We start from the raw sequence: 23,280 nt of genomic DNA, 5'->3' as shown, positions 1-23,280 counted from the left end.
CTCTCCAGACCCCGGCCATGACCGGGGTCTGTTCCATCCGACAAAGAGAAAATTGCATGAAACCTGCGCTTCGTTTAGCCGGTGCATTGCTGTTGTCCTGTTTCGGACTGTCTGCACCTGCGTTTGCTACGGAATACCCCCTGCCAGCCGCTGATAGCCGTTTGATTGGCGAAAACACCCTGACCACCGTCCCGGATGACAAACGGCCGCTGGAGAGCATTGCCACGCGTTATAAGATAGGCATGCTTGGCATGCTGGAAGCCAACCCGGGCGTCGACCCCTGGCTGCCAAAAGCCGGAACGCAGCTTACCGTGCCGCTGCAGATGCTGTTGCCGGATGCGCCGCGCGAAGGCATCGTGATCAACCTGGCCGAACTGCGCCTCTACTACTATCCCAAAGGGGAAAATCGCGTCGTGGTTTATCCGATCGGCATCGGCCAGTTGGGTGCCGCCACGCCGGCTATGGTGACGATTATCAGCCAGAAAATCCCTAACCCCACCTGGACGCCCACCGTCAATATCCGCAAACGCTACGCCAAAGAGGGCATCACGCTGCCCGCGATGGTGCCTGCCGGGCCGGATAACCCGATGGGGCTGTTTGCGCTGCGTCTGGCGCGCGGCAGCGGCCAGTATCTGATTCACGGCACCAACGCCGACTTCGGCATCGGGATGCGCGTCAGCTCCGGCTGTATTCGTTTGCGGCCGGACGATATCGAAGCGCTGTTCAATAGCGTGCCGCAGGGTACACGCGTACAGGTGATTAACCAGCCAATCAAATATGCCATCGAACCCGACGGCAAACGCTACATCGAGGTACACCAGCCGCTGTCGCGTAATGAACAGGACGATCCGCAGACCATGCCAATTGCGCTGAGCGCGCCGCTGAAAGCCTTTATAAAGAGTGCGAAGAGCGACAGTGCGCTGATAAAGGCGGCGATTGAACGTCGTTCAGGCATGCCGGTGCTGGTGAGCAGTGGGGAACCGGTGAATGAGGCGACGCCGCTGCCGGCAGTGCTGCAGACGCAGCAGGGGGCAACAGGCGGTGCGCAAGCCACCATCAGTCAGGCGCAGGGCGAAGCCGCTGCGACACCGTGATTCAGGGCCAGCGGACGGCAGAATCCGGACAAAAAAAATGGTGCCACAAGGGCACCATTTTTCAAACCAGAACTCTTACTTACGGTAAGAGTGAGCCTGGTTGTCCAGACGCTGGTTAGCGCGAGCTGCGTCGTCTTTAGCAGCCTGAACGTCAGAACGGATTGCGTTCACGTCGTTGCTCAGCTGGTCAACTTTAGCGTTCAGAGTCTGAACGTCTGAAGACAGCTGGTCGATTTTAGCGTTGCTTGAGCAACCAGCCAGCAGAGTTGAACCCAGGATTACCGCGCCCAGTACCAGTTTAGTACGATTCATTATTTATACCCTCTAGATTGAGTTAATCTCCATGTAGCGTTACAAGTATTACACAAAGCTTTTTAAGTTGAGAATAAATTTTTGATGAGAACATGCTTAAATTTGATCGTTCGCTCAAAGAAGCAGCGTTTCGCAGAACATGATGAAAATATTTAGCGAAAACAGAGAGATTTAATCGGATTAACCTTAATTCTGCGGGATATTGAATAGTTATTATCGATTGGAATTTTCCGCTTTCTGTCTTAGGCGCGGAATAAAAAAAGCGCCCCGAAAGGCGCTCTTTTAAATAAACATCACCGGCTCGATCAGAGTACGTGCACCGACGCGGTGTTGGTGGTTCCGCTCGGTACCAGCGCACCCGAAACCATCACCACGACATCGCCTTTCTGCGCGTAGCCGCTCTGCAGCGCCATCTCTTTGCCGATGCGGTAGAAATCATCGGTCGAGGCGATTTCGCTCACCAGACGCGTTTCAATCCCTTTGCTGAGGATCAGCTGACGCGCAGTGGTCTGGTTAGTGGTCAGGGCCAGAATGGTGGCATCCGGGAAGTATTTACGCACGGATTTAGCTGACTTACCGCCTTCGGTCGCCACCACAATCACCGGCGCTTCCAGTTTCTCAGCGGTCTCAACGGCGCCACGGCACACTGCTTCAGTGATACGCAGCTTGCGCGAATCCTGCAGGGAATCAATGCGCGATTTCATCACGCGATCGGTACGCTCGCAGATGGTCGCCATGATGGTGACCGACTCCAGCGGGTATTTACCCTTGGCGCTCTCACCGGACAGCATCACCGCGTCGGTGCCGTCGAGGATGGCGTTGGCCACGTCGCCGGCTTCAGCACGGGTAGGGCGCGGGTTCTTGATCATGGAATCCAGCATCTGCGTCGCGGTGATTACCACTTTGCGCGCTTTATTACACTTCTTGATCATCATCTTCTGCGCGAAGATCACTTCTTCAACCGGGATTTCCACACCGAGGTCACCACGCGCGACCATGATGCCGTCAGAGGCTTCCAGGATCTCGTCGAAGTTGTTCAGGCCTTCCTGGTTTTCGATCTTGGAGATGATCTGAATGTGCTCACCGCCGTGGGCTTTCAGGTGCTCACGGATTTCAAGCACGTCAGAACGTTTACGGATGAAGGAAGCCGCAACGAAATCCACGCCTTGCTCGCAGCCGAAGATCAGATCACGCTTGTCTTTTTCCGCCAGCGCCGGCAGCTGAATGGACACGCCCGGCAGGTTGACGCCTTTGTTTTCGCCAAGGTCGCCATTGTTCAGCACTTTACACACCACGGTGTTTTCCGTGACTTCGGTGACTTCCATGCCGATCAGACCATCGTCGACCAGCACGGTGTTACCAATTTTCAGGTCTTCGGTGAAACCGGCGTAAGTAACGGCAACGCGCTCGCTGTTACCAATCACTGACTGATCGGTGGTGAAGGTGAAGGTCTGGCCAGCTTTCAGGGACACATCGTTGCCACCGTCCAGTTTCATAGTACGGATTTCCGGACCTTTGGTGTCCAGCAGAATCGCGGCCTGGCGACCGGTTTTTTCCATGACGGCACGCATGTTGGTGATGCGCTGACCATGTTCGGCATAATCCCCGTGAGAGAAGTTCAGGCGCATGACGTTCATGCCCGCTTCCAGCAGTTGAGTCAGCATCTCTTCGGATTCGGTTTTCGGACCGATAGTACAAACGATCTTGGTCTTTTTCATGTCAGATTTCTGTAAGTTGTGATGGATGATAAAGGTCGGGGTTCGATGCGCCTGGCACCGAAGTAAAAATCTGTTTGGTGTTGGTACGTTTGACACAGAAGTAAGAATAGGTGACGACGGCTAAGCGTGCAGAGAAGTTATGCGCCGGGCGGAGAGACCGTAGCGACGGCGTTGCGCAAATGATGTAAGTGGCTGGCATAGGCACGTTAGCGCTGAAACCTTTCAGGTGGAACAACGCGGCATAGTATAGTCGCTAAGTATGCGAAAACCAATATAAAAGCAGAGGGAGAAAACCGACTCAGATCAAGGAAAGGCGAGTTGCGCAAGGGAGATAACAGCAAAAGTGGTGCGCTCTAATGGACTCGAACCATCGACCCCCACCATGTCAAGGTGGTGCTCTAACCAACTGAGCTAAGAGCGCATTTCAGAAATCTGGTGCGTCCGAGTGGACTCGAACCACCGACCCCCACCATGTCAAGGTGGTGCTCTAACCAACTGAGCTACGGACGCACTTGGTGCGCTCTAATGGACTCGAACCATCGACCCCCACCATGTCAAGGTGGTGCTCTAACCAACTGAGCTAAGAGCGCAACACGCTGTCAGGGCGACAGCGGGGACGAATATTAACGGCAGGCCGTGATGCTGGCAAGCGGAAAAGTGATTTTTCCTGACGACTGACCAGCAACTGTGCTATGCGTCGTTTTTTTCGCCATTGCGGGCCAAATAAACGCCCGCTCAGCCACTTAGCGCGCGGCGCGTGCCAGGATCACCTGCGCCGGTAAACGCTGCAGACGGCGGATGCGCCAGATCATCATCACCGCTGCCGACGTCAGACCGACGATAAATCCGCACCAGAAACCGGCCGGCCCCAGCGGTGCCACCACCCAATCGGTCAGCGCCAGCACGTAACCCACCGGCAGCCCCAGCACCCAGTAGGCGATCAGGGTAATAAAGAAGATCGAGCGCGTATCCTTATAGCCGCGCAGGATACCGCTGCCGATCACCTGAATCGAATCCGAGAACTGGTAGATGGCCGCCAGCAGCATCAGCTGTGCCGCCAGGGTAATCACTTCCGGGTTAGCGGTATAGAGCGCGGCAATATCGTGGCGGAAGGTCACGGTAAACAGCGCGGTGATCGCCGCCATGGTGATACCCACGCCCTGACCGGTCCACGCGGCGATGCGGGCCTGTTCGGCCGAGCCCTGGCCCAGACGGTAGCCGACGCGAATGGTAGTGGCGACGCCGAGCGACAGCGGCAGCACAAACATCAGCGAGCTAAAGTTGAGCGCGATCTGATGACCAGCGACTTTCACAATGCCGAGCGGCGATACCAGCAGCGCCACCACGGCAAACAGCGTGACCTCGAAGAACAGCGCCAGCGCGACCGGTAATCCCAGCGTGAACAGGCGCGTCAGAATGGCGCGCGACGGTGGCGACCAGCGGCTATGCATGCGGATATCGCGCATGGCCGGCATGCGCTTCAGCCAGAAGCGCATCACCAGATACATCACCCAGTAAACCGACGCGGTGGCGACGCCACAGCCCACGCCGCCCAGCGCAGGCATACCGAAATGGCCGTAAATAAACACATAGTTCAGTGGAATGTTGGTCAGCAGGCCGAGGAAACCCAGCAGCATCGCCGGCTTGGTCTTCGACAGCCCTTCACACTGATTACGTGCCACCTGGAAAAACAGGTAGCCCGGTGCGCCCCACAGCAGCGCGTGCAGATAACCTTCTGCTTTGGCCGCCAGCTGAGGATCAATGTCATGCATGGTGTGAATCAGGTAGCCGGCGTTCCACAGCACCACCATAATCAGCAGCGCCACGCCCGCCGCCAGCCAGTAACCCTGGCGCACCTGTTCTGCGATGCGTTCGCGTCGCCCGGATCCGTTGAGTTGCGCAACGGTTGGCGTCAATGCCAGCAGCAGACCATGACCAAACAAAATGGCGGGAAGCCAGATAGAGGTGCCGACAGCAACGGCGGCCATATCCGTGGCGCTCACCGCACCGGCCATAATGGTATCCACAAATCCCATCGCGGTCTGTGCCACCTGAGCAAGGATGACCGGGATCGCGAGGGCCAGCAATTGACGCGCTTCTGTTAAATACTTCTGCACGTATCACCTGCGTAATTTAAGAAGAGAGCGGGGCGGAATCCCCAAAGAATGCGCGACCTAGTGTAGCGGTAGCCCGCACTTCCGCCAAACATTGATCGCATTTGATTGCGCCATTTGTGTAAAGTTTGCGCGCCGGCAAATTAAACCTTGCGGCGCAAGCTGTGATAAACTGCCACAAACTTCGCAGAGGCTGAAATTATGTTTACCGGAATTGTGCAGGGCACGGCAGAAATTGTCGCCATTGAAGAAAAAGAGTTGTTCCGCACCCACACCGTGCGCTTGCCTGCTGAGCTGCTGCCCGGCCTGGCGCTGGGCGCCTCGGTAGCGCACAACGGGTGCTGCCTGACGGTGACCGCCATTGACGGCGATCGCGTCAGCTTCGATCTCATCAAAGAGACGCTGCGCATCACCAACCTCGGTGAATTACAGGTTGGTGACATCGTGAATATTGAGCGCGCCGCGAAATTCAGCGATGAAATTGGCGGACACCTGATGTCCGGCCATATTATGACCACCGCCGAAATCTGTAAAATTATCCAGTCAGAGAATAACCGCGAAGTGTGGTTTAAATTACAGGACGCTGAGCAGATCAAATATATTCTGCATAAAGGATTCGTCGGCATCGATGGTATCAGCCTGACAGTCGGTGATGTCACCAAAAGTAAGTTCTGCGTGCACCTGATCCCGGAAACGCTGGAGCGCACCACGCTGGGCGCGAAGAAGCTGGGGCACCGGGTCAATATCGAAATCGATCCGCATACCCAGGCGATTGTCGACACCGTCGAACGTGTGCTGGCGCAGCGTGATGCCGCGGCCGCGCTGGCGGCACAAACGCTGCCGGACGCGGAGTAATCGCGAATAAAAAAGGCGCGGTAAGCGCCTTTTATCCTGGCTCGGAAATTAACGCGCCACGCGCAAACCGCCTTCGGCGCCGCGGCTGAAAACTACCTGCCACAGCTGAATATCCCGCGCGCGAAACGCACCGGCGCAGGCGTTGAGGTAATAGCTGAACATCCGTTCGAAACGCTCGCCATACTTCTCCGCCAGCTGCGGCCATGCCGCCTGGAATCGCTCGTACCAGGCCATCAGCGTGGTGTCATAATCCGCGCCGAAGTTGTGCCAGTCTTCCATGATGAAGTGGGATTCGCTGGCATCGGCGATCTGCCGTACCGACGGTAAACAGCCGTTGGGGAAAATGTATTTATCGATCCACGGGTCGACGTTCATGTCGGTTCTGATCGCCCCAATGGTGTGCAGCAAAAACAGGCCTTCCGGTTTCAGGTTACGATCAACCACATCGAAGTAGGTGGCATAGTTTTTCGGCCCGACGTGTTCGAACATGCCCACCGATACGATGCGGTCAAACTGCTGGTTCAAATCACGGTAATCCTGCAGCAGAATGGTCACATCCAGACCGGCACAGCGCTGCTGCGCCATTTTCTGCTGCTCGGCAGAGATAGTCACGCCATGCACTTTCACCCCGTAATGACGCGCGGCGAATTCCGCCAGTCCGCCCCAGCCGCAGCCGATATCCAGTAGCGTCATGCCCGGCTCAAGCTGCAGCTTGCGGCAGATCATATCCAGCTTGTCCTGCTGTGCCTGCTCCAGCGTTTCCGCGCTTTTCCAGTAGCCGCAGGAGTACTGCATAAATGGATCGAGCATCAATGAAAACAGGTCGTTGCCAAGATCGTAGTGCTCTTTACCAACAATCCAGGCGCGTTTCTTTGACTGCAGATTGGTGAGGCGCGCCGCAGCAATGCGCAGCGTATCTTTAAAATGGTGCGGTAACTGCTTATCCAGATGATGTTTCAGCACGCGGTGGAAGAACATATCCAGACGTTCACACTCCCACCAGCCGTCCATGTAGCTTTCACCGAGGCCCAGCGATCCCTCCTGCAGGACCCGTTTGAAAAAATCCGCATGTCTGACCTGAATATCCCAGGGGCGTGTGCCGTTGATGTGAATGTCCGCCCGCTCCAGTAATTCATGGGCGATACGAAACCATTGGTTTTCTTCAAGGCTCACTTCTTCTATACACGATGAACTCATAGCTTCTCCATCACCTTTCCGATTTGAACCTGAGAAAAAGAATAGTCAAATTCCTCAGGCCTGTGAGAGAACTCACGGAAAATCCGTGCGCCAGATAGCCGACGTATTACAGAGGTATGAATCTGAATAGAAATGTCTGCCACAACTCCGGAGGTGAATATCGTGCAGACGCCATCCCAGCGACAGTGTCGCTAAAAAATACGCTCATTATGTTATTGATTTGTTGCAGAAATGCTGACCCACTGAGTATATGCTCACGGAGGTCAGTATTCAATGGCTTATCGTTAGTTTGCTAACGATAATCGTTGCCTTAGAAATTATCTTCGCAGGGACGGGAAGCGTGAGCAATATCACTTTGTGCGCTGGCGCTACGCTGCCACAGGAAACCGGCCCAGGCGAGGATCACCGTGGCCACCATGACCAGCGTGGTATGTAACAGCGCCTGCTGCAGACCGGCGGAAACAATCAGGCTGGCGAGGAAGCATAAGCCCAGCTGCAGCAGATTCTGCAGGCCGGCCGCTTTGCCGGTGGCCTGAGGGAACGGGGCGAGGGCGCTGGACACCACAATCGGGTAAATCGCGCCATTGGCCAGCGCCATGCCGCAGAACGGCAGCAGCAGAGCCACCAGCGGCGGCGTGGTCATCAGCGCCACCGCAAACAGGCCCAGAATGCTCAGGCTGTAAATCATCAGCAACCACGGCAGCAGCTGCGCACCCTGAAAACGGTTCAGCAGTGCGCGACAGCCAAACCCGCCCAGCAGGAAGGCGATGGTCTGCGGAATATAGCTCAGGCCAATGTCCGCCGGGCTCAGACCCGCGGCGGCGAGGATAAACGGCGAGCCGGTCAGCCAGGCGAAGAAACTGGCGGAACAGGCGGCATAAATCACTACGTTACCGCTGTAAATACGCGTCGCCAGCAGCGTCAGCCAGCTGGGCTGCGGCGTGCTTTCGTGGCGCGCACGCGGCGCGCTGGCCAGTTTCAGCGTGCCGAACAGCAGCACCAGCGTCACCAGCGTGAGCGCGAGGAAGATGGCGCGCCAGTGAAAATGGGCCATCAGCCAGGCACCCAGCAGCGGTGCCAGCGCCGGTGACAGCGCCACCAGCGGCATAATCGTGGCAAATACTTTGTTGGCTTTGGCCTGCGGATAGCGATCAACCACCAGCGCCTGCCAGCTCACCGCTGCGGCGCACACGCCTACCGCCTGCACAAAACGCAGCGCCAGCATCAGCCAGACGTTAGTCACCCACAGCATGGCAAGACAGCTCAGCGCAAACAGGCTCAGGCCCGCCAGCAGAATGGGTTTACGGCCGAAGCGGTCCGACAGCACGCCCCACAGCACCTGCGCACAGGCAAAGCCGCCCAGAAACAGGCTCAGGCTGGCGCTGATGGTGCCCGGTGCGGAAGCAAAGTCGCGCTGCATGGCGCCGAAGGCGGGTAAATACATATCGGTGGCCAGAAAGCCGAGCATGCTCAGCACGGCAAGGTAAGGCAGAAATCCTTTGGATGACAGCATGGTTTTTCTCATTCGGCAGGTTGAACGGCGGGGAGTGTAAAAGGGTGCAGCGGGCTTTGTGAAACGCTAATATTTGCAGGGTGCTGTTAAAATTTTTGATGGGAAAACTATGTGGTCGGAATATGCACTTGAGGTGGTGGACGCGGTAGCGCGCACCGGCAGTTTTAGCGCGGCGGCGCAGGAGCTGCACCGCGTGCCCTCTGCCATCAGCTATACCGTGCGCCAGCTGGAAGGCTGGCTGGCGGTACCGCTGTTTGAGCGGCAGCATCGCGAAGTGGTGCTGACGGCAGCAGGCGAGCATTTTGTGCGTGAAGGGCGTTCTGTTATCAAAAAAATGATGGCCACGCGCCGCCAGTGTCAGCAGCTGGCTAATGGCTGGCGCGGTCAGCTCAGTATCGCGGTAGATTGCATCGTCAAACCGCAGCGCACCCGCCAGCTGGTAAAGGATTTTTACCGCCATTTCCCCGATATGGAGCTGATCATCAGCTACGAAGTATTTAACGGCGTGTGGGACGCGCTGGCTGATGGTCGTGTCGATGTGGCGATTGGCGCCACCCAGGCCATTCCGGTCGGCGGCCGCTTCGCCTTTCAGGATATGGGCGCGCTCAACTGGCGCTGCGTGGTGAGTCCGCAGCATGCGCTGGCCCACAGTCCGCAGCTGGACGACGAAACCCTGCGCGCCTGGCCGTCGCTGGTGCTGGAAGATACGTCGCGCGCGCTGCCGCGCCGCATGACGTGGACGCTGGATAACCAGCGGCGGCTGGTGGTGCCGGAGTGGGAAACCGGGCTGGATTGCCTGCAGGCCGGATTGTGCGTGGGCATGGTGCCGGGCCACCTGGCGCGCCCGCTGCTGGACAGCGGCGCGCTGGTGGAGCTGGCGTTACCGCAGCCATTTCCGGACAGCCCGTGTTGCGTCAGCTGGTCTGAGCAGCGCGCGTCACCGGCGCTGGCGTGGTTACTGGAATATCTGGGCGATGCGGAGACGCTGAACCACGAGTGGCTCAGCGAGAAGGTGGCTTAACGGCGGTAATCGCGGAACGGGCCATCGGCCACGGAGCGGCGCTCAATCAGCGTGGGCTGCACTTCAATGGTCTGCGGCTCTTCGCGTTTGCTGGTGATGCGGTCCAGCAGCATCTCCAGTGCCTTTTCCCCCAGCTGTGCTTTCGGCTGGTGCACGGTTGTCAGCGCCGGGGTGAAGTAGCGCGCGTTGCGCACATTGTCATAGCCAATTACCGAAATGTCCTGCGGCACGCGCAGTCCCATCTCGTCGGCCGCGCAAATCGCGCCCATCGCCATGATATCGCCGCCGCAGAACACCGCCGTCGGGCGCTGTTTCTGGTTAAGGATCTGCTGCATAGCCTGATAACCTGACTCCGGTTCGAAGTCACCCTGTACAATCCACTCGGGACGGACGCTGATGCCCGCTTCCTGCATCGCCTTCAGAAAACCCGCATGACGACCGCCACCGGTGTTGCGCTCCATCTGGCCGGGGATAGCACCGATATCGCGATGGCCGCGCTCAATCAGGTATCGTCCGGCGAGGTAACCGCCGTGGAACGCATTGTCCTGCACGGTATCGGTAAAGTCCCCGCGCGATTCGCCCCAGTCCATGACCACCATCGGGATATTGCGGTTCTCTTCCAGCATCTGCAGAAGATCGTCGGGATATTCGGAGCACATGACCAGCAGGCCATCGACGCGCTTTTGCGCCATCATTGACAAATAGGCACGCTGTTTTTGCAGATCGTTATGCGCGTTGCCGAGAATCAGCGTGTAACCACGCTCAAAGCAGTGATTCTCCACGGCTTCAATAATTTCGGCGAAGTAGGGCGCTTCGCTGGAGGTCGCCAGCAGGCCCAGCGTCTTGGTGTGATTCACCTTCAGGCTGCGGGCCACCGCGCTCGGTGAGTAATGCAGCGCTTTAATCGCTTCCCATACGGCGTTACGCGTCTCTTCCGCGACAAAACGCGTTTTGTTGATGACATGCGAAACCGTGGTTGTTGAGACCCCGGCGCGTTTCGCCACATCTTTAATGGTTGCCATGAAAATGGTACTCCTGGGCTTATCGCAACTTACTGATAAGTATATTGTTAAACGTTTGCGTCTGCTAATGGTTTTGCGCCCTGAATATCAGGGCTAATCTGCTTAATCGGGCAGGGAAACATCCTTCAGCAGGCTGTCAATGCAGCATGCGCTAAATCTGTTGCGCAACGAAAGGCGGCGATTCTAGCAAGCCGGGGCGGATAACACGAGATTTTTGCCCATCACTGTGCGAAAATTATTTAACCATGCAAACTGTGTGACTAAGGAGTTGTGATGAGTACCGATTTGAAACTGGCATTGACCACCACCGCCGCTGCTCTGCTGATGATTATTGCCTTTAGCTTTACCGCCATTCTGCATTAATAAAAAAGCCGGTGCTGCTGAACAGCCACCGGCTTTTTTGTTGCGCAACGCTGAGGTTAGCGCACGGTTTTCGGCGTCATCATACGGCGCGCGCCAACGTAATGCTTCTGCCAGTAATCCTCGCCCAGCGCGCTAATCTGAATGTCCTTACCGGTGCGCGGAGACTGAATGAATTTGCCATTGCCCAGATAAACCCCGACATGGTCGGCGGTGCCGCGGTTGTTGATGCGGAAGAACACCAGATCGCCTTTCTCCAGCATCTCGCGCTTGATCGGCGCAGCGTCGCGCAGGTGATACATCTCATTAGCGGTACGGGGAAATTTAAACTTCACCAGGTCTTTGTAGGCGTACCACACTAAACCACTGCAGTCGAAACCGGTGTGCGGTGAGGTGCCTCCCCACTGATACGGTTTACCCAGCTGCCCCATCAGTTTCGTCATCGCGGTTTCACGTGCTTTTTGATAGCGCAGGCGGTGGGCTTTGCTCATTTTAATGCCGCTCAGCTGCTGCACTTCATCATCAACGGCAACGTCACGCGGTTTTTTCGCCAGCCGCTGATGACCATATTTTTTCGCACTGAGCTTAAGTGAGGATTTGCGCTGCGTGGTGTGCTGAAGTGCCGTTTCGCTTTTCTGCTGTTTTTTAAGTTTGAACTTTTGCACCGACGTCAGACGTGACTTTTTACTGGTGGTTTTCACCGGGCGTCGTTTGCGACGCTCATCTTCACGCGCGTTCTTTTTCTCCGCTTTCTGCAAACTGGCATTAACCGGCGCATGCGGAGAAGCCGCAGCCACATTAAAGAACAGTTGGGCAAAAGCCAGTATGAAAAGCGTAATCAGTAAACGCATAGTCCGGTTACAGGTTAAGCCGTCGGCAGGAAGCCAGACCGCGGTAAAGTTAGAAAAATCTGATCGACGATCAGCACCGGGGCAATTCTAATCCACTTTTTTTGCAAAAGGTAAGGTCTTTTTCCATTAATCTGTCACGGTACTGAAAGTGGGGCAAAAATGAGCGATTTCAGCTGTTTAACCCAGCGGAATTATTGCTAATTATTAATTGATTAATGCTTATTAATGATACGAAAATGTTATTCGTGGCGCGCGAACTTAACAAACATGGCGATATGCGCCGGCTAAGGCAAAATCCCGTTTTCAGTCGCGGGGCGAAGTCGCTACAATAAACAAACACGAAGTGAAGGATTAAGGAAGGCAAAAATGAGTACTGTTGAAAAAATTCAGCGCCAGATCGCAGAAAATCCGATCCTGCTGTACATGAAAGGTTCGCCGAAACTGCCAAGCTGCGGTTTCTCTGCACAGGCGGTACAGGCGCTGTCTGCCTGTGGTGAGCGCTTTGCGTACGTAGACATTCTGCAAAATCCGGATATCCGCGCTGAGTTACCGAAATACGCCAACTGGCCAACTTTCCCGCAGCTGTGGGTGGATGGCGAGCTGGTCGGCGGCTGTGACATCATCGTTGAGATGTTCCAGCGCGGCGAACTGCAACCGCTGATCAAAGAGACCGCTGAGAAGCACAAAGAAGCAGAATAAGAAAAAGGCCGACAGCAGTGTCGGCCTTTTTTTTGGCTGCGGTCTGACGGGCCTCAGGCCGAGGCATCGTCTTCGGCCGGCTCTTCACTCACCGCCAGCGGCCAGCCGCCGAGGCGTTTCCAGCGATTCACCAGTTCGCAAAACAGCGTGGCGGTCTGTTCGGTATCGTACAGTGCCGAGTGCGCCTGAGTGCTGTCAAAATCTATCCCCGCCGCTTTACAGGCCTTCGCCAGTACCGTTTGTCCCAGCACCAGCCCGCTCAGCGCGGCGGTGTCAAAGGTGGCGAACGGGTGGAACGGGTTACGCTTCATGCCGGTGCGCTCTGCCGCCGCCATCAGAAAATTATGATCAAAGGTGGCGTTGTGCGCCACAATAATCGCCCGGTTACAGCCGCTGTCTTTGGTGCCTTTGCGTACCATTTTGAATATGGCATGCAGCGCCTCATATTCACTCACCGCACCGCGCAGCGGATTGCTGGGGTCGATGCCGGTAAACGCCAGCGCTTCAGGATTGAGAATCGCCCCTTCGAACGGCTCCACGTGGAAATGCAGGGTTTCATCGCGGTGCAGCCAGCCATCCTCATCCATTTTTAACGTGGTGGCGGCGATTTCCAGCAGCGCATCGGTTTGCGCATTAAAACCGGCGGTTTCAACGTCAATCACCACAGGATAAAAACCACGGAAACGTTGATGGAGAGCGTTTAAGGCGTTCGATTCAGACATCAGGATCTCATTGCAGGAAATGGGGCAGCGCGCATTATGGCAAAAATCGGCGCAGGGTGCAGCAGGAGAGGGAAGTCAGCCCGCAAATTAGCAGGCTGACTAACGGCATTAGTTGCCGAGGCCGTGACCGGCGTGTTTGTTTTCGATCAGCTCGATTTTGTAGCCGTCCGGATCTTCCACGAAAGCGATGATGGTGCTGCCGCCTTTGACCGGGCCGGCTTCACGCGTGACGTTACCGCCCGCCTGACGGATGCGGTCGCAGGTCGCCGCGACATCATCCACGCCCAGCGCGATGTGGCCGTAGGCATTGCCGAGGTCGTATTTATCCACGCCCCAGTTGTAGGTCAGCTCAATGACCGCACCTTCGCTCTCTTCGGTGTAACCCACGAAAGCCAGGGTGTATTTGTATTCGGTGTTTTCGCTCTGACGCAGCACGCGCATGCCCAGCACGCGGGTGTAAAAATCGATGGAGCGCTGCAGATCGCCAACGCGTAACATAGTGTGAAGTAAACGCATAACATCCTCTTTTCAAAAGTCATCAGGGAACCCGCTTAGTATAGCGAGGGAATGCCCTGAAGAAAGCACGCGGCCGCACATCCGCTGCGGCCGAGTTTGACTTACAGTGTCGGGTAGTCGGTGTAACCTTCCGCGCCGCCGCCGTAGAAGCTCTCCGGACGCTGCGGGTTAAGCGGTGCATCCTGCTGCAGGCGCGCCACCAGATCCGGGTTGGCGATGAAGTCACGGCCAAAGGCCACCGCGTCAATCAGGCCACGCGCAATCAGATCGTCCGCTTTTTCCACGGTGTAGGCACCGGCACCGATAATCACGCCCGGGAAGGCGGCGCGCACTTTCTGGCGGAACTCATCGGTGTAAGGCTTACCGCCCGCCCAGTCTGGCTCAGACAGGTGCAGGTAGGCGAGGCCGCGCTTGCCCAGTTCGCTGATGTACCACAGTGCCGCTTCTTCTTCATCCGGACCGTTTTCCAGATTCTGGAAGGCGCCGATTGGCGAGATACGGATACCGATGCGATCGGCTGACCAGTTAGCAATTGCCGCATCGACCACTTCCAGCGCGAAACGGCCGCGCTTCTCAATCGAACCGCCGTATTCATCGGTACGCTGGTTAGAACCCGGTGCGAGGAACTGATGCATCAGATAGCCGTGCGCAGAGTGCAGTTCCAGCAGATCAAAATCGGCGTCGCGCGCATTGGCTGCCGCCTGACCGAAGTCTTTAACGATCTGCTGAATTTCTGCCACGCTCAGTTCACGCGGCATGGAGGTATCTTCGCGGTATACGCTGCCGTCGGCGGCGCGCAGCGAGGTGCGGGTGCCAGCGGCGATCGCGGACGGTGCGACCGGCGCTTTGCCATCCGGCTGCACGCTATTATGCGAGATGCGGCCGGTGTGCCACAGCTGAACGGCGCTGTGACCGTGCGCGGCGTGAATGCCTTCGTTAATCATTTTCCACGCAGCAATTTGCTCTGCGGTGTGTAAACCCGGCGCACCGGCGTAGCCTTTCGCCTGGAACGAAACCTGGGTGGCTTCGGTAATGATCAGACCCGCGCTGGCGCGCTGCTGATAATACTCCGCCATCAGCGGGGTAGGAATATCGCCCGGTTCAATGCTGCGCAGACGCGTCAGCGGCGCCATAAATACACGGTTAGGTACGGTAATCGCGCCCACTTTCAGCGGGGTGAACAGCTGTTTACTCGCCATGATGACTCCTGTAATAGACCGGTCGTCTAGAAATTGCCGTTTTTAAAAATCAGCGGTGATTAAGCCACTGTTCGATGGTGTCGAGCGCCAGGCTAATCGGCCCGGGCTCACGTGAAATCTTGCTCTGCAGGCTGGCACCCAGCCACAGCAGATAACAGCGTTGCGCCAGCTGCTGCGGGCTTTGCCCATAGGGCAGCGGCTGTTCGGCTGCGACCTCCGTCAGACAGCGTGCGTAAGCCGCCGTAATGGCCGTGGCACCGCGCTGCAGCGCATCGCGCATCGGCTCTGACAGATCGCACACTTCGCCGGAAAGCTTAACGCCCAGACAGCCGACGATGTGACCCTGCTCAATAAACAGCCGTTCTGCGTAGCGAAAATGCTGCAGTAAGCGTTCGCGTGCAGTAACGCCGGGCTGGGTCAGCTGCTGTTCAACCTGCTGCTGATAGTTGACGAAATAGCGCTCGAGCAGCGCCACACCGAACGCTTCTTTTGAGCGGAAGTAGTGATAAAACGAGCCTTTCGGCACTTCCGCCAGCGCCAGCATTTCGCTCAATCCCATGCCGGTGAAACCGCGCTGCAGGCAGACCTGCTCGCCGGTGGCGAGCAGATGTTCACGGGTTTCGTTGCGTTGCACTGTCTTATTCATGGCAGGCAGAGTATTAGACCAGTCGGTCTAATGCAATCCTCAGGCGCGATTCTGGCACGATTTGATCATATCCAGCTGCGGCTGATACTGCTGCGTCTGGATGTTGAACAGGCCGAGCACCGTGTGGAACAGATTATCCTGCGACACCGCTGTCTCTGCCGCCTGCTGGCGCAGACAGGCCTGATCAATGTGATACGCCGCGGCGTAGCCCGGCGACATCCACAGCAGCAGCGGGATGTGCGTCTGCTGCGACGGCGCAAACAGGTACGGCGCACCGTGCAGGTACATGCCGTGTTCGCCCAGCGATTCGCCATGGTCGGACAGGTACACCAGCGCCACGTTAAAGCGATCGCTCAGGCCCTTCAGCTTATCGATGGTGCGACTCAGCATATCGTCGGTATACAGCAGCGAGTTATCGTAGGTGTTAACCAGCGCCTGGTGGTCGCAATCCTGTATCTGATTGCTGTCGCAGGTGGGCGTAAAGCGCTGGAACGCGGCCGGATAGCGCTTAAAGTAAGCCGGACCGTGGCTGCCCATCTGGTGCAGTACGATGATGCCGTCATTGTGCAGGCTGTCGACATAGTTATCAAAGCGATGCAGCAGGACGTCATCGAGGCAGAAGCCATCGTGGCAGTACTGTGGCAGCTGCCACTGCGTCATATCGGTATGCGGCACGCGGTCGCAGGCACCTTTGCAGCCGCCGTCGTTTTCGCGCCACAGCACGCTGATTCCGGCATGGGCCAGCACATCCAGTACGCCTTCCTGATGATGGGCGAGGTTCGCGTCATAATGCTCGCGCGGCATATTCGAGAACATGCACGGCACCGAAATGGCGGTTTCCGTGCCGCAGGAGCTGGCGTTGGGATAATAAATCACCTGCTGCTTTTTCAGCTGTGGGTTGGTGTCGCGCGCATAGCCGCCGAGGGAGAAATTCTCCGCGCGCGCAGTTTCGCCCACCACCAGCACCACCAGCGTCTTTTTCGGCTCGGCGGTGATTAGCGGCCCTTTCTTCGCATCTTCGCCAATCTTCACCAGCGCCTGGCTGCCCTGCAGATAGCGCTGATCGACATAATGGCCGGTGCCACTGACAATATTGGCTGGGGTGATCATCTTCACCAGGCCTTTGTTATTGCGGATTAGCGAAGCATAGTCTTTGTAGAACAGCACAGCCATCAGCAGAATCACCAGTACGGCACCGAGCGCACTGGCGAGGCGCTGCAGCAGGTTCCACCACCAGCGCTGGCGATTGCTGATGCGGACGCTGCACACCAGCGCGATCGGAAGAATGCCCATCAGCAGCATCCAGATGACATAGTTGCGGCTCATCAGCGCGCCGGTTTCCTGCGCATTCGACTCAAACACGTTTTCGATCATGTTGGTGTCGATGACCGTACCAAAGCTGTGCATAAAGTAGTTGGCGGCGGCGCTGGCGAGAATAAGCACAATCAGCAGCGGTTTGCGTATCCACGGCCAGGCCAGCAGCGAAAAGAGCAGATAAAACGCCGCGACCAGCACCACCGGCATGCTGGCGGCGAACAGATAATCATGCACGCGGGTGTAGGGAATAATTTCCCACGCGCGCAGTAAAAACAGGGCATTGAGGACAAAAGCAAAGAACAACGCGGCCAGTAAATTAAAACTGTTGTCGTGACACTGTAACTTAGAGATCAGTTTCATGGAGACTCATCGGAATAACGGAATATGACAATCGTATGAATTGAAGATGAGGAAAACCTTAACCGCGTCTCCTTACCTGATTGATTCCCTGACTATCGCCACGGTCACGGAAGCTGGCGTGGTTGTCGCCGTGTACAGTACCAGTAATAACGGTTTATGCCTTGCACTATGTCACTAAGCTGTTATCAATAAGAGTGGATAGGTTCATTGCGGAGGTGATGTGGCTGAGCAATTAGAGTTTTTTCCGGTTCCGAGCCCCTGTCGTGGTATCTGCCAGAGCGATGCGCGCGGCTATTGCCGTGGCTGTCTGCGCAGCCGGGAGGAGCGCTTCAACTGGATGAAATTCAGCGATGCGCAAAAACGCGAGGTGCTGCGCCTGTGTCGTCAGCGCCTGTTGCGCCTGCAGCGTCAGAAAAAAGTGGATGAAAATCCTGATCCACAGCAACCGGAGCTGTTTTAAGAAAACGCGGCGTACGCATTTGGTTATACTCGCGCTTTCGCTATTGCGCAGAAGGGAGTTTAACCATGTTACAACCGCAATCTATTGCCCCGCAGGGACCCGCTTTTTCGCCGCTGATCGCCGGTTACTGGCGGCTGATGGAGTGGGGCATGACGCCACAGCAACTGGTGCAGTTCATTGAGCATCATCTGGCATTGGGCATCACCACCGTTGACCACGCCGACATCTATGGCGACTATCGCTGTGAAGCCGCGTTCGGCGAAGCGCTGCGCCTGGCACCGCAGCTGCGTCAGCAACTGCAAATCGTCACCAAGTGCGGCATTGCCACCCGCGCGAAACCGGAACATAAAATCGGTCACTACATCACCGAAGCCAGCCACATCCTGCACAGTGCGGAAAATTCCCTGCGCCACTTTGCCACCGATTATCTCGATCTGCTGTTGATTCACCGTCCGGATCCGTTAATGGATGCGGATGAAATCGCCGACGCCTTCCTGCAGCTGCATCAGAGTGGCAAGGTGCGTTATTTTGGCGTCTCCAACTTTACCGCTGCGCAGTTCACGCTGCTGCAATCCCGTCTGCCGTTTAGCCTGGTCACCAATCAGCTGGAAATCTCACCGCTGGAGCAGTCGGCGCTGCTCGACGGCACGCTCGACCAGTGTCAGCAGACGCGTATGCGCCCAATGGCGTGGTCGTGCCTCGGTGGCGGCCGCCTGTTTAACGATCCGCACTACCAGCCGCTGCGCGATGAGCTGGAACAGGTGCGTCAGGAGATCGGTGCCAGCAATATCGAGCAGGTGGTTTATGCCTGGGTAATGAAACTGCCCAGTCGTCCGCTGCCGATTATCGGTTCCGGTAAAACCGCGCGTGTGAGCGACGCGGTGAAAGCCTGTGAACTGACGCTGGATCGCCAGCAGTGGTTCCGTATTCGCAAGGCGGCGCTCGGCTACGATGTGCCCTGAAGCGTAAATCTGCGTCAAACTACGGCAGCCTGGGCAAAAGCGGTCCAGGCTTAGAAGGAATCTGAACCGTAAGGAGACGTTATGAAAAAAACCATTATGGCCGTGCTGACGCTGGTGTTTGCTGCCGGTGCACACGCGGCGTCAGAAGACGTGACGCTGCATCAGGTGACGGCGCAGGGTATCGGTGAGTCGATCGGTAAGGTGACCATCAGCGAAACCCCGTATGGCCTGCAGTTCGCGCCGGCGCTGAGCGGGCTGAAACCCGGCATTCACGGCTTTCACGTCCACGCTAAAGGCAGCTGTGAGCCCGGCGAATCCGCCGGCAAAACCGTGGCGGCCGGCGCGGCGGGCGGTCACCTCGATCCGCACAACAGCGGCAAGCACCTCGGTCCATACGCTGAAGGCCACCTCGGCGATTTGCCCGCGCTGTATGTCACCGACGACGGCAAAGCCAGCTATCCCGTGGTGGCGCCCCGTCTGAAATCCCTGAGCGAGATCAAAGGCAAAGCATTGATGGTGCACGTCGGCGGCGACAACCATGCTGACCATCCGCAACCGCTTGGCGGTGGCGGGGCACGTCTGGCCTGCGGCGTGATCTGACCACCGGGCGGCGACGGGCCTGACCCGCCGCCGCCGCGCAGAAAAATTCTGACCCATTTTCCTGCTACTCAGCGGCAACATTCCATCCTATGATGTTGATTCAGGAACGGAACCGCTCAGGGGCAGGCATGAAAACGCGTGGGATTTTGCTGTTGTGTTTAGCGCTGGTGGGCTGCGATCGCCCGAATGATACCCAGCTGCGACTGGAGGCCAGCCGTCAGCTGCAGCGAGATATAGATACCAATCCGCTGCGCGCCAGTTGTGAAAATATTGCCCGCGGCCGCGAATGGCTGACGCAGCATACCCTGCAGCGGCTGCAAGCCAAAGGCTGTCAGAACGTCCTGCGCAGCGCCACCGAAACCAATTTCACCCATACCGAAATCCGCCGTCACAGCATCACCGTGGTGTGCGGCGGCATTCAGGGCACCAGTTTTACCGGCAGCACGCTGGCGCGGCGCTTTATCTACTCGTCGGACGAGAAAGCGCTGGTGATCGAACCGATGTCCGAGCAGGATAAAACCCGTTTTGAAGGGCAGAAGACCCTGCAACAGCTGCACGATGACTTTGATCGGCAGTTTACCCAGTACTGTGAATGATCAATCCGGCACCGCCTGACGCAGCTGCGCCAGCGAACAGCGCAGGCGCCACAACATACCCGCCAGGGTATTCGCGTCGCTCTCCGGCTGCCCCTGAAGCTGATCAATGGCCTGCTGCAGCGTATCCAGCGCGGTCTGCAGCGAGTCGTGACGCACACCGCGCAAACTCATGATGCGCTGCAAATCCTGCAGACTGCTGTCGCGCAGCTGCGCCAGCGCCGGTGAGCGGGGTTGCCAGGCGCGCAGCTGCCAGACAATGTGCGAACAGTTCAGCAGCACCACGCCCCAGCGCAGCAGCCACAGGCGCGCCTGCTCATCACGGCTGTGGCTCAGCTGGCTGATGTGATGATAAATCTGCGATTCAAACCGGCTTTCACTCAGGCGCGGCTGGCGACGTAGCTGATCGAGAAAAGCGTGGCGCAGCGCCCGGATATGGCGCCGGCTGCGGCGCGCATCAGAACCCGGCTGTAACACCTGAAACGCCAGCCACGCCAGCAGGACGCCACACACTTTTGCCAGGTTATCGTTAAGGAAGCTCTGGAAATCCCAGTCTGGCGGATTACTTACCGCGATAAACGATCCCATAAACACAATAAACTGGCCCCACAGCGCGGCGCGTTGCTTCTGTTGCAGCTTAAACAGTTGCAGCGTCAGCAGCAGCGGGAACAGCAGCAGCAAAAACTGCCACAGCGCGCTGATTTGCACCATCAGACCAAACTGCAGCACAAAGCTGAACAGCGACAGCCACAGCAGCGTTTTCAGCAGCAGCGACACGCTGCCGCCGGGCGAAGGCGATGACGAGTAGAGCACGCAGGCAATAGCGGTAAGCGTCAGCGCGGCGGCGCCAGCGTCCCACTGGGTACCGATCCAGAACGCGCAGCCCAGCATGATCACGCTAAAGGTGCGCAGCGCACTCCAGCCAGCTTCGGCACTGTCGCTGGCACGTGCCAGTGCCGGCGCGTACGGTGGCTGGAAACGGGTGTCAGCGTCGGCGCGCTCAATCAGGCGAATCCAGCGCTCCACATTCAGCCACACCCAGCAGAAGTAGCGCAGCCGCTGGACAAAAGCACGCTGGCGGAAATCACCGTGCACGTCCGGTGTGATGCTGCGCAGAATCTGCGCCAGACGGTATTTATCACACTGCGGCTGCGCCAGTTCGTGCAGCAGCTGTTGCATTGCGCTGTACAGCGCCGGCGGCGCGTCGGGCCAGTTAAGCAGCATGCGCCGCAGGCTGGAGAGCACGCTGGTCAGGCGCAGCTGCTGATGCAGCACGTAATTAAGCACGTTATTTTGCCGGCGGAAGCGATAGTGGCTCCAGAAGGCCTGAATGCGCAGCAAATTCATGGTAAGGATCTGGCTGATCACCGTTTCGTGGGCGGTGCGCACATTTTCTGTGCTGCTCTGCTGCAACAGCAGCACCGCGTGGTCAAGCAGGCGGGTGTGCATCTGGCGCAGCGATAGCATCAGTGCGCTGCCGTCCGAGGTGCTGGGCAGGATCATCATCATCAGCCCGGCACAGAGAATCCCGACGATCACTTCGCACACGCGCGCCTGGGGGATGTCCCACAGCTGGCTGACGTCGCTAACGTTAACGCTGCTGAAGGCGATAATCGCGGCGGTGTAACCGGCCAGTGAAAAGGCGTAGGCTACATTGTTTTGAAAATGGCTGGCGACCCAGGTGCAGAGCGCCAGCCAGCCGGCCATGAAAAAGGCAAACAGCCACGGTTCGTTGAGCGTATGGCCGGCAATCAGCAGCGCGGCGCTGGCACCGAGCAGGCTGCCGACGATGCGTCCCAGGCTTTTGCTGATGGCGCCGCCAACGGTGGGAAAACTCACCACCGCGGCGGACGTCATGGCCCAGTAAGGCTGATCCAGCTGCAGCGCATACGCCAGGGTGAGCGCCAGACACATCGCGATTGCGTTACGTAACGCATAGCGCCACTCGCCGCCGGTTGCCTTTATCCACGGCAGATTGTGCCAGGCCAGCCACTGCAGATTCATACCGGCCTCAGTGCGCGACAGAGATGGTGCAGGTGGTACCGGCCACCAGCGGCACATTATCCGGTACCGCGTTTAGCCGGATACGCACCGGAACGCGCTGCGCCAGCCTGACCCAGGGCACATTGGGTTTGATATCAGGCACCAGACCGCCGTCGCTGGCGATGCTTTGGTCGTAAATGGCCCGCCCGATACTCTCCACCTGGCCCTGCAGTCGTGCGCCGTTGCTATACAGCACGATTTGCGCCGCCGAGCCGGGCTGGATATGGCGCAGTTTGGTCTCTTCGAAATAGCCCATCACATAGTAAGAGTGGCTGTCGACCAGCGCGAACAGTGGCGTACCGGCGGTCGCGTAATTGCCGGCACGCAGCGTCAGGTTACTGACCCAGCCGTCGGTCGGTGCCGTCACCGTGGTTTGCTGCAGGTTCCAGCGCGCCTGATCGAGCATCGCCTGTGCGGCTTTCGCTGTGGCGGCCGCCGCATTCGCGTTGAGGCGCGCCGCGTCCATATCTTCAGCGGAGATCACGTTACGCGGCAGGCTGGCACGGCGATCCGCCTCATGCTGCGCTTTGGCGAGGTCGGCCTGCGCCTTCGCCAGCTGGGCCTGCGCATTGGTCAGCGCAATCTGCCACGGCACCGGATCCAGCGTCAGCAGCACCTCGCCTTTATGCACGAACTGATTGTCGCGCACGGCCAGCGTGCTGATACGGCCGGAGACCTCGGGCGTCACGTCCACCAGTTCAGCGCGCACTTTGCCATCGCGCGTCCACGGGGCCTGCATGTAGTAGTTCCACATCCACCAGCCTGCGAGCAGCGCCAGGGCAAACACCACAAGGGTAGAAAAGTACTTAAAGGGGTTGAATTTCATGGTGATTTATCCGAGGCTCAGTATCCACAGTGCGCCGCTCACGCACAGAACAAACAGTGAGAGATCCATTAAGGTGGGGTGCCAGACATCGCCGGAGTAGATCCAGCCGCGCAGCAGCGGATGAATCAGCAGCCAGAAAAAGAAGCCCAGCAGCACCGCTTTGAACAGCGGCGGGAAGAACAGTGAGGCACCGAATACCAGATCGGTCAGCGGCGCCGTCGCGGTGAGCGCGAAGATTGACACGTGGCATCATCCTTTTTACCCGGGCACGGTTAAATCA

Annotated in this window: 24 protein-coding genes and 3 tRNA genes; 9 read left to right on the top strand and 18 right to left on the bottom strand. The window is 57.6% G+C overall.

Annotation, left to right across the window (positions count from 1 at the left end; translation table 11 throughout):
- The first annotated feature begins 56 nt into the window (after window positions 1-56).
- On the top strand, window positions 57-1,094 hold the full coding sequence (locus AC6I79_RS10895; RefSeq protein WP_498027286.1) for a L,D-transpeptidase family protein: 1,038 nt from the start codon (window positions 57-59) through the stop codon (window positions 1,092-1,094).
- Between the two features lie 75 nt (window positions 1,095-1,169).
- Here AC6I79_RS10895 and AC6I79_RS10890 read toward each other — a convergent pair whose 3' ends face one another.
- The 6 genes from AC6I79_RS10890 to AC6I79_RS10865 form a co-directional block, all read right to left on the bottom strand.
- Complete coding sequence (locus AC6I79_RS10890; protein WP_007374746.1) at window positions 1,170-1,406, bottom strand: major outer membrane lipoprotein; 237 nt, start codon at window positions 1,404-1,406, stop codon at window positions 1,170-1,172.
- A 305-nt stretch (window positions 1,407-1,711) separates the two neighbouring features.
- Window positions 1,712-3,124: a pyruvate kinase PykF gene (pykF, locus tag AC6I79_RS10885; protein WP_021506226.1), complete on the bottom strand. Its 1,413-nt coding sequence runs from the start codon at window positions 3,122-3,124 to the stop codon at window positions 1,712-1,714.
- Between the two features lie 344 nt (window positions 3,125-3,468).
- Window positions 3,469-3,545 (bottom strand) — tRNA-Val (locus tag AC6I79_RS10880).
- Window positions 3,546-3,557: 12 nt separating this feature from the next.
- Window positions 3,558-3,634 (bottom strand) — tRNA-Val (locus tag AC6I79_RS10875).
- A gap of 3 nt (window positions 3,635-3,637) precedes the next feature.
- Window positions 3,638-3,714, bottom strand: a tRNA-Val gene (locus tag AC6I79_RS10870).
- 153 nt (window positions 3,715-3,867) lie between these two features.
- Entirely contained in the window at window positions 3,868-5,241 is a 1,374-nt protein-coding gene (locus tag AC6I79_RS10865) for an MATE family efflux transporter (protein ID WP_058769700.1), read from the bottom strand.
- 198 nt (window positions 5,242-5,439) lie between these two features.
- Here AC6I79_RS10865 and AC6I79_RS10860 point away from each other — a divergent pair, with 198 nt between their 5' ends.
- A complete protein-coding gene (locus AC6I79_RS10860; protein ID WP_127833971.1) occupies window positions 5,440-6,093 on the top strand; it encodes a riboflavin synthase subunit alpha in 654 nt (217 codons plus the stop codon).
- Between the two features lie 48 nt (window positions 6,094-6,141).
- Here the strand turns inward: AC6I79_RS10860 and cfa are convergent, their stop codons facing one another.
- Together cfa and punC are read right to left on the bottom strand one after the other, a co-directional pair.
- A complete protein-coding gene (cfa, locus tag AC6I79_RS10855; protein WP_021506223.1) occupies window positions 6,142-7,290 on the bottom strand; it encodes a cyclopropane fatty acyl phospholipid synthase in 1,149 nt (382 codons plus the stop codon).
- 310 nt (window positions 7,291-7,600) lie between these two features.
- The gene (gene punC, locus AC6I79_RS10850; RefSeq protein ID WP_159378230.1) at window positions 7,601-8,803 is read right to left on the bottom strand and encodes a purine nucleoside transporter PunC; all 1,203 of its coding nucleotides are present in this window, start codon (window positions 8,801-8,803) and stop codon (window positions 7,601-7,603) included.
- A 109-nt stretch (window positions 8,804-8,912) separates the two neighbouring features.
- Here punC and punR point away from each other — a divergent pair, with 109 nt between their 5' ends.
- Window positions 8,913-9,824 (top strand): DNA-binding transcriptional activator PunR, encoded by a 912-nt coding sequence (punR, locus tag AC6I79_RS10845; RefSeq protein ID WP_021506221.1) that lies wholly within the window; start codon window positions 8,913-8,915, stop codon window positions 9,822-9,824.
- Here the strand turns inward: punR and purR are convergent.
- Window positions 9,821-10,846, bottom strand: coding sequence for an HTH-type transcriptional repressor PurR (gene purR / locus AC6I79_RS10840; RefSeq protein ID WP_159378229.1), 1,026 nt, complete (start codon window positions 10,844-10,846; stop codon window positions 9,821-9,823). The genes punR and purR overlap by 4 nt on opposite strands.
- Window positions 10,847-11,119: 273 nt before the next feature.
- Here purR and cydH point away from each other — a divergent pair, with 273 nt between their 5' ends.
- The gene (cydH, locus tag AC6I79_RS10835; RefSeq protein WP_021506219.1) at window positions 11,120-11,209 is read left to right on the top strand and encodes a cytochrome bd-I oxidase subunit CydH; all 90 of its coding nucleotides are present in this window, start codon (window positions 11,120-11,122) and stop codon (window positions 11,207-11,209) included.
- Between the two features lie 56 nt (window positions 11,210-11,265).
- Here cydH and AC6I79_RS10830 read toward each other — a convergent pair whose 3' ends face one another.
- Window positions 11,266-12,057: a C40 family peptidase gene (locus AC6I79_RS10830; RefSeq protein ID WP_159378228.1), complete on the bottom strand. Its 792-nt coding sequence runs from the start codon at window positions 12,055-12,057 to the stop codon at window positions 11,266-11,268.
- 366 nt (window positions 12,058-12,423) lie between these two features.
- Here AC6I79_RS10830 and AC6I79_RS10825 point away from each other — a divergent pair, with 366 nt between their 5' ends.
- Complete coding sequence (locus AC6I79_RS10825; RefSeq protein ID WP_021506217.1) at window positions 12,424-12,756, top strand: Grx4 family monothiol glutaredoxin; 333 nt, start codon at window positions 12,424-12,426, stop codon at window positions 12,754-12,756.
- A gap of 53 nt (window positions 12,757-12,809) precedes the next feature.
- Here AC6I79_RS10825 and rnt read toward each other — a convergent pair whose 3' ends face one another.
- The 5 genes from rnt to eptA form a co-directional block, all read right to left on the bottom strand.
- A complete protein-coding gene (gene rnt / locus AC6I79_RS10820; protein WP_021506216.1) occupies window positions 12,810-13,478 on the bottom strand; it encodes a ribonuclease T in 669 nt (222 codons plus the stop codon).
- Between the two features lie 108 nt (window positions 13,479-13,586).
- Window positions 13,587-13,994 (bottom strand): lactoylglutathione lyase, encoded by a 408-nt coding sequence (gene gloA, locus AC6I79_RS10815; protein ID WP_021314698.1) that lies wholly within the window; start codon window positions 13,992-13,994, stop codon window positions 13,587-13,589.
- Window positions 13,995-14,095: 101 nt separating this feature from the next.
- Window positions 14,096-15,193 carry an alkene reductase gene (locus AC6I79_RS10810; RefSeq protein WP_058776267.1) on the bottom strand — a complete coding sequence of 366 codons (1,098 nt, stop codon included), beginning with the start codon at window positions 15,191-15,193 and terminating at the stop codon, window positions 14,096-14,098.
- Between the two features lie 49 nt (window positions 15,194-15,242).
- Window positions 15,243-15,839: a TetR/AcrR family transcriptional regulator gene (locus AC6I79_RS10805; protein WP_031279165.1), complete on the bottom strand. Its 597-nt coding sequence runs from the start codon at window positions 15,837-15,839 to the stop codon at window positions 15,243-15,245.
- A gap of 39 nt (window positions 15,840-15,878) precedes the next feature.
- Window positions 15,879-17,516 (bottom strand): phosphoethanolamine transferase EptA, encoded by a 1,638-nt coding sequence (gene eptA / locus AC6I79_RS10800; RefSeq protein WP_159378227.1) that lies wholly within the window; start codon window positions 17,514-17,516, stop codon window positions 15,879-15,881.
- A 220-nt stretch (window positions 17,517-17,736) separates the two neighbouring features.
- Here eptA and AC6I79_RS10795 point away from each other — a divergent pair, with 220 nt between their 5' ends.
- The 4 genes from AC6I79_RS10795 to AC6I79_RS10780 all read left to right on the top strand — a co-directional run bounded on the left by AC6I79_RS10795 (window position 17,737) and on the right by AC6I79_RS10780 (window position 20,134).
- Window positions 17,737-17,976 (top strand): DUF1289 domain-containing protein, encoded by a 240-nt coding sequence (locus AC6I79_RS10795; protein ID WP_159378226.1) that lies wholly within the window; start codon window positions 17,737-17,739, stop codon window positions 17,974-17,976.
- A 65-nt stretch (window positions 17,977-18,041) separates the two neighbouring features.
- Window positions 18,042-18,938 carry an aldo/keto reductase gene (locus tag AC6I79_RS10790; protein WP_498027285.1) on the top strand — a complete coding sequence of 299 codons (897 nt, stop codon included), beginning with the start codon at window positions 18,042-18,044 and terminating at the stop codon, window positions 18,936-18,938.
- 81 nt (window positions 18,939-19,019) lie between these two features.
- Window positions 19,020-19,538, top strand: a complete 519-nt coding sequence (gene sodC, locus AC6I79_RS10785) for a superoxide dismutase family protein (RefSeq protein ID WP_159378224.1) — start codon at window positions 19,020-19,022, stop codon at window positions 19,536-19,538.
- Between the two features lie 128 nt (window positions 19,539-19,666).
- A complete protein-coding gene (locus AC6I79_RS10780; protein ID WP_021506208.1) occupies window positions 19,667-20,134 on the top strand; it encodes a hypothetical protein in 468 nt (155 codons plus the stop codon).
- Here the strand turns inward: AC6I79_RS10780 and AC6I79_RS10775 are convergent, their stop codons facing one another.
- The 3 genes from AC6I79_RS10775 to AC6I79_RS10765 are packed head-to-tail and all read right to left on the bottom strand — an operon-like array spanning window position 20,135 to window position 23,243.
- Window positions 20,135-22,135, bottom strand: a complete 2,001-nt coding sequence (locus AC6I79_RS10775) for an FUSC family protein (protein WP_498027284.1) — start codon at window positions 22,133-22,135, stop codon at window positions 20,135-20,137.
- Between the two features lie 7 nt (window positions 22,136-22,142).
- A complete protein-coding gene (locus AC6I79_RS10770) occupies window positions 22,143-23,000 on the bottom strand; it encodes an efflux RND transporter periplasmic adaptor subunit (RefSeq protein ID WP_498027283.1) in 858 nt (285 codons plus the stop codon).
- Between the two features lie 6 nt (window positions 23,001-23,006).
- The gene (locus tag AC6I79_RS10765; RefSeq protein WP_021506205.1) at window positions 23,007-23,243 is read right to left on the bottom strand and encodes a DUF1656 domain-containing protein; all 237 of its coding nucleotides are present in this window, start codon (window positions 23,241-23,243) and stop codon (window positions 23,007-23,009) included.
- Between the last annotated feature and the right edge of the window lie 37 nt (window positions 23,244-23,280).

This window comes from gamma proteobacterium symbiont of Scutellera amethystina (assembly GCF_059730845.1).
This window is presented reverse-complemented; position numbering and strand designations above follow the sequence as displayed.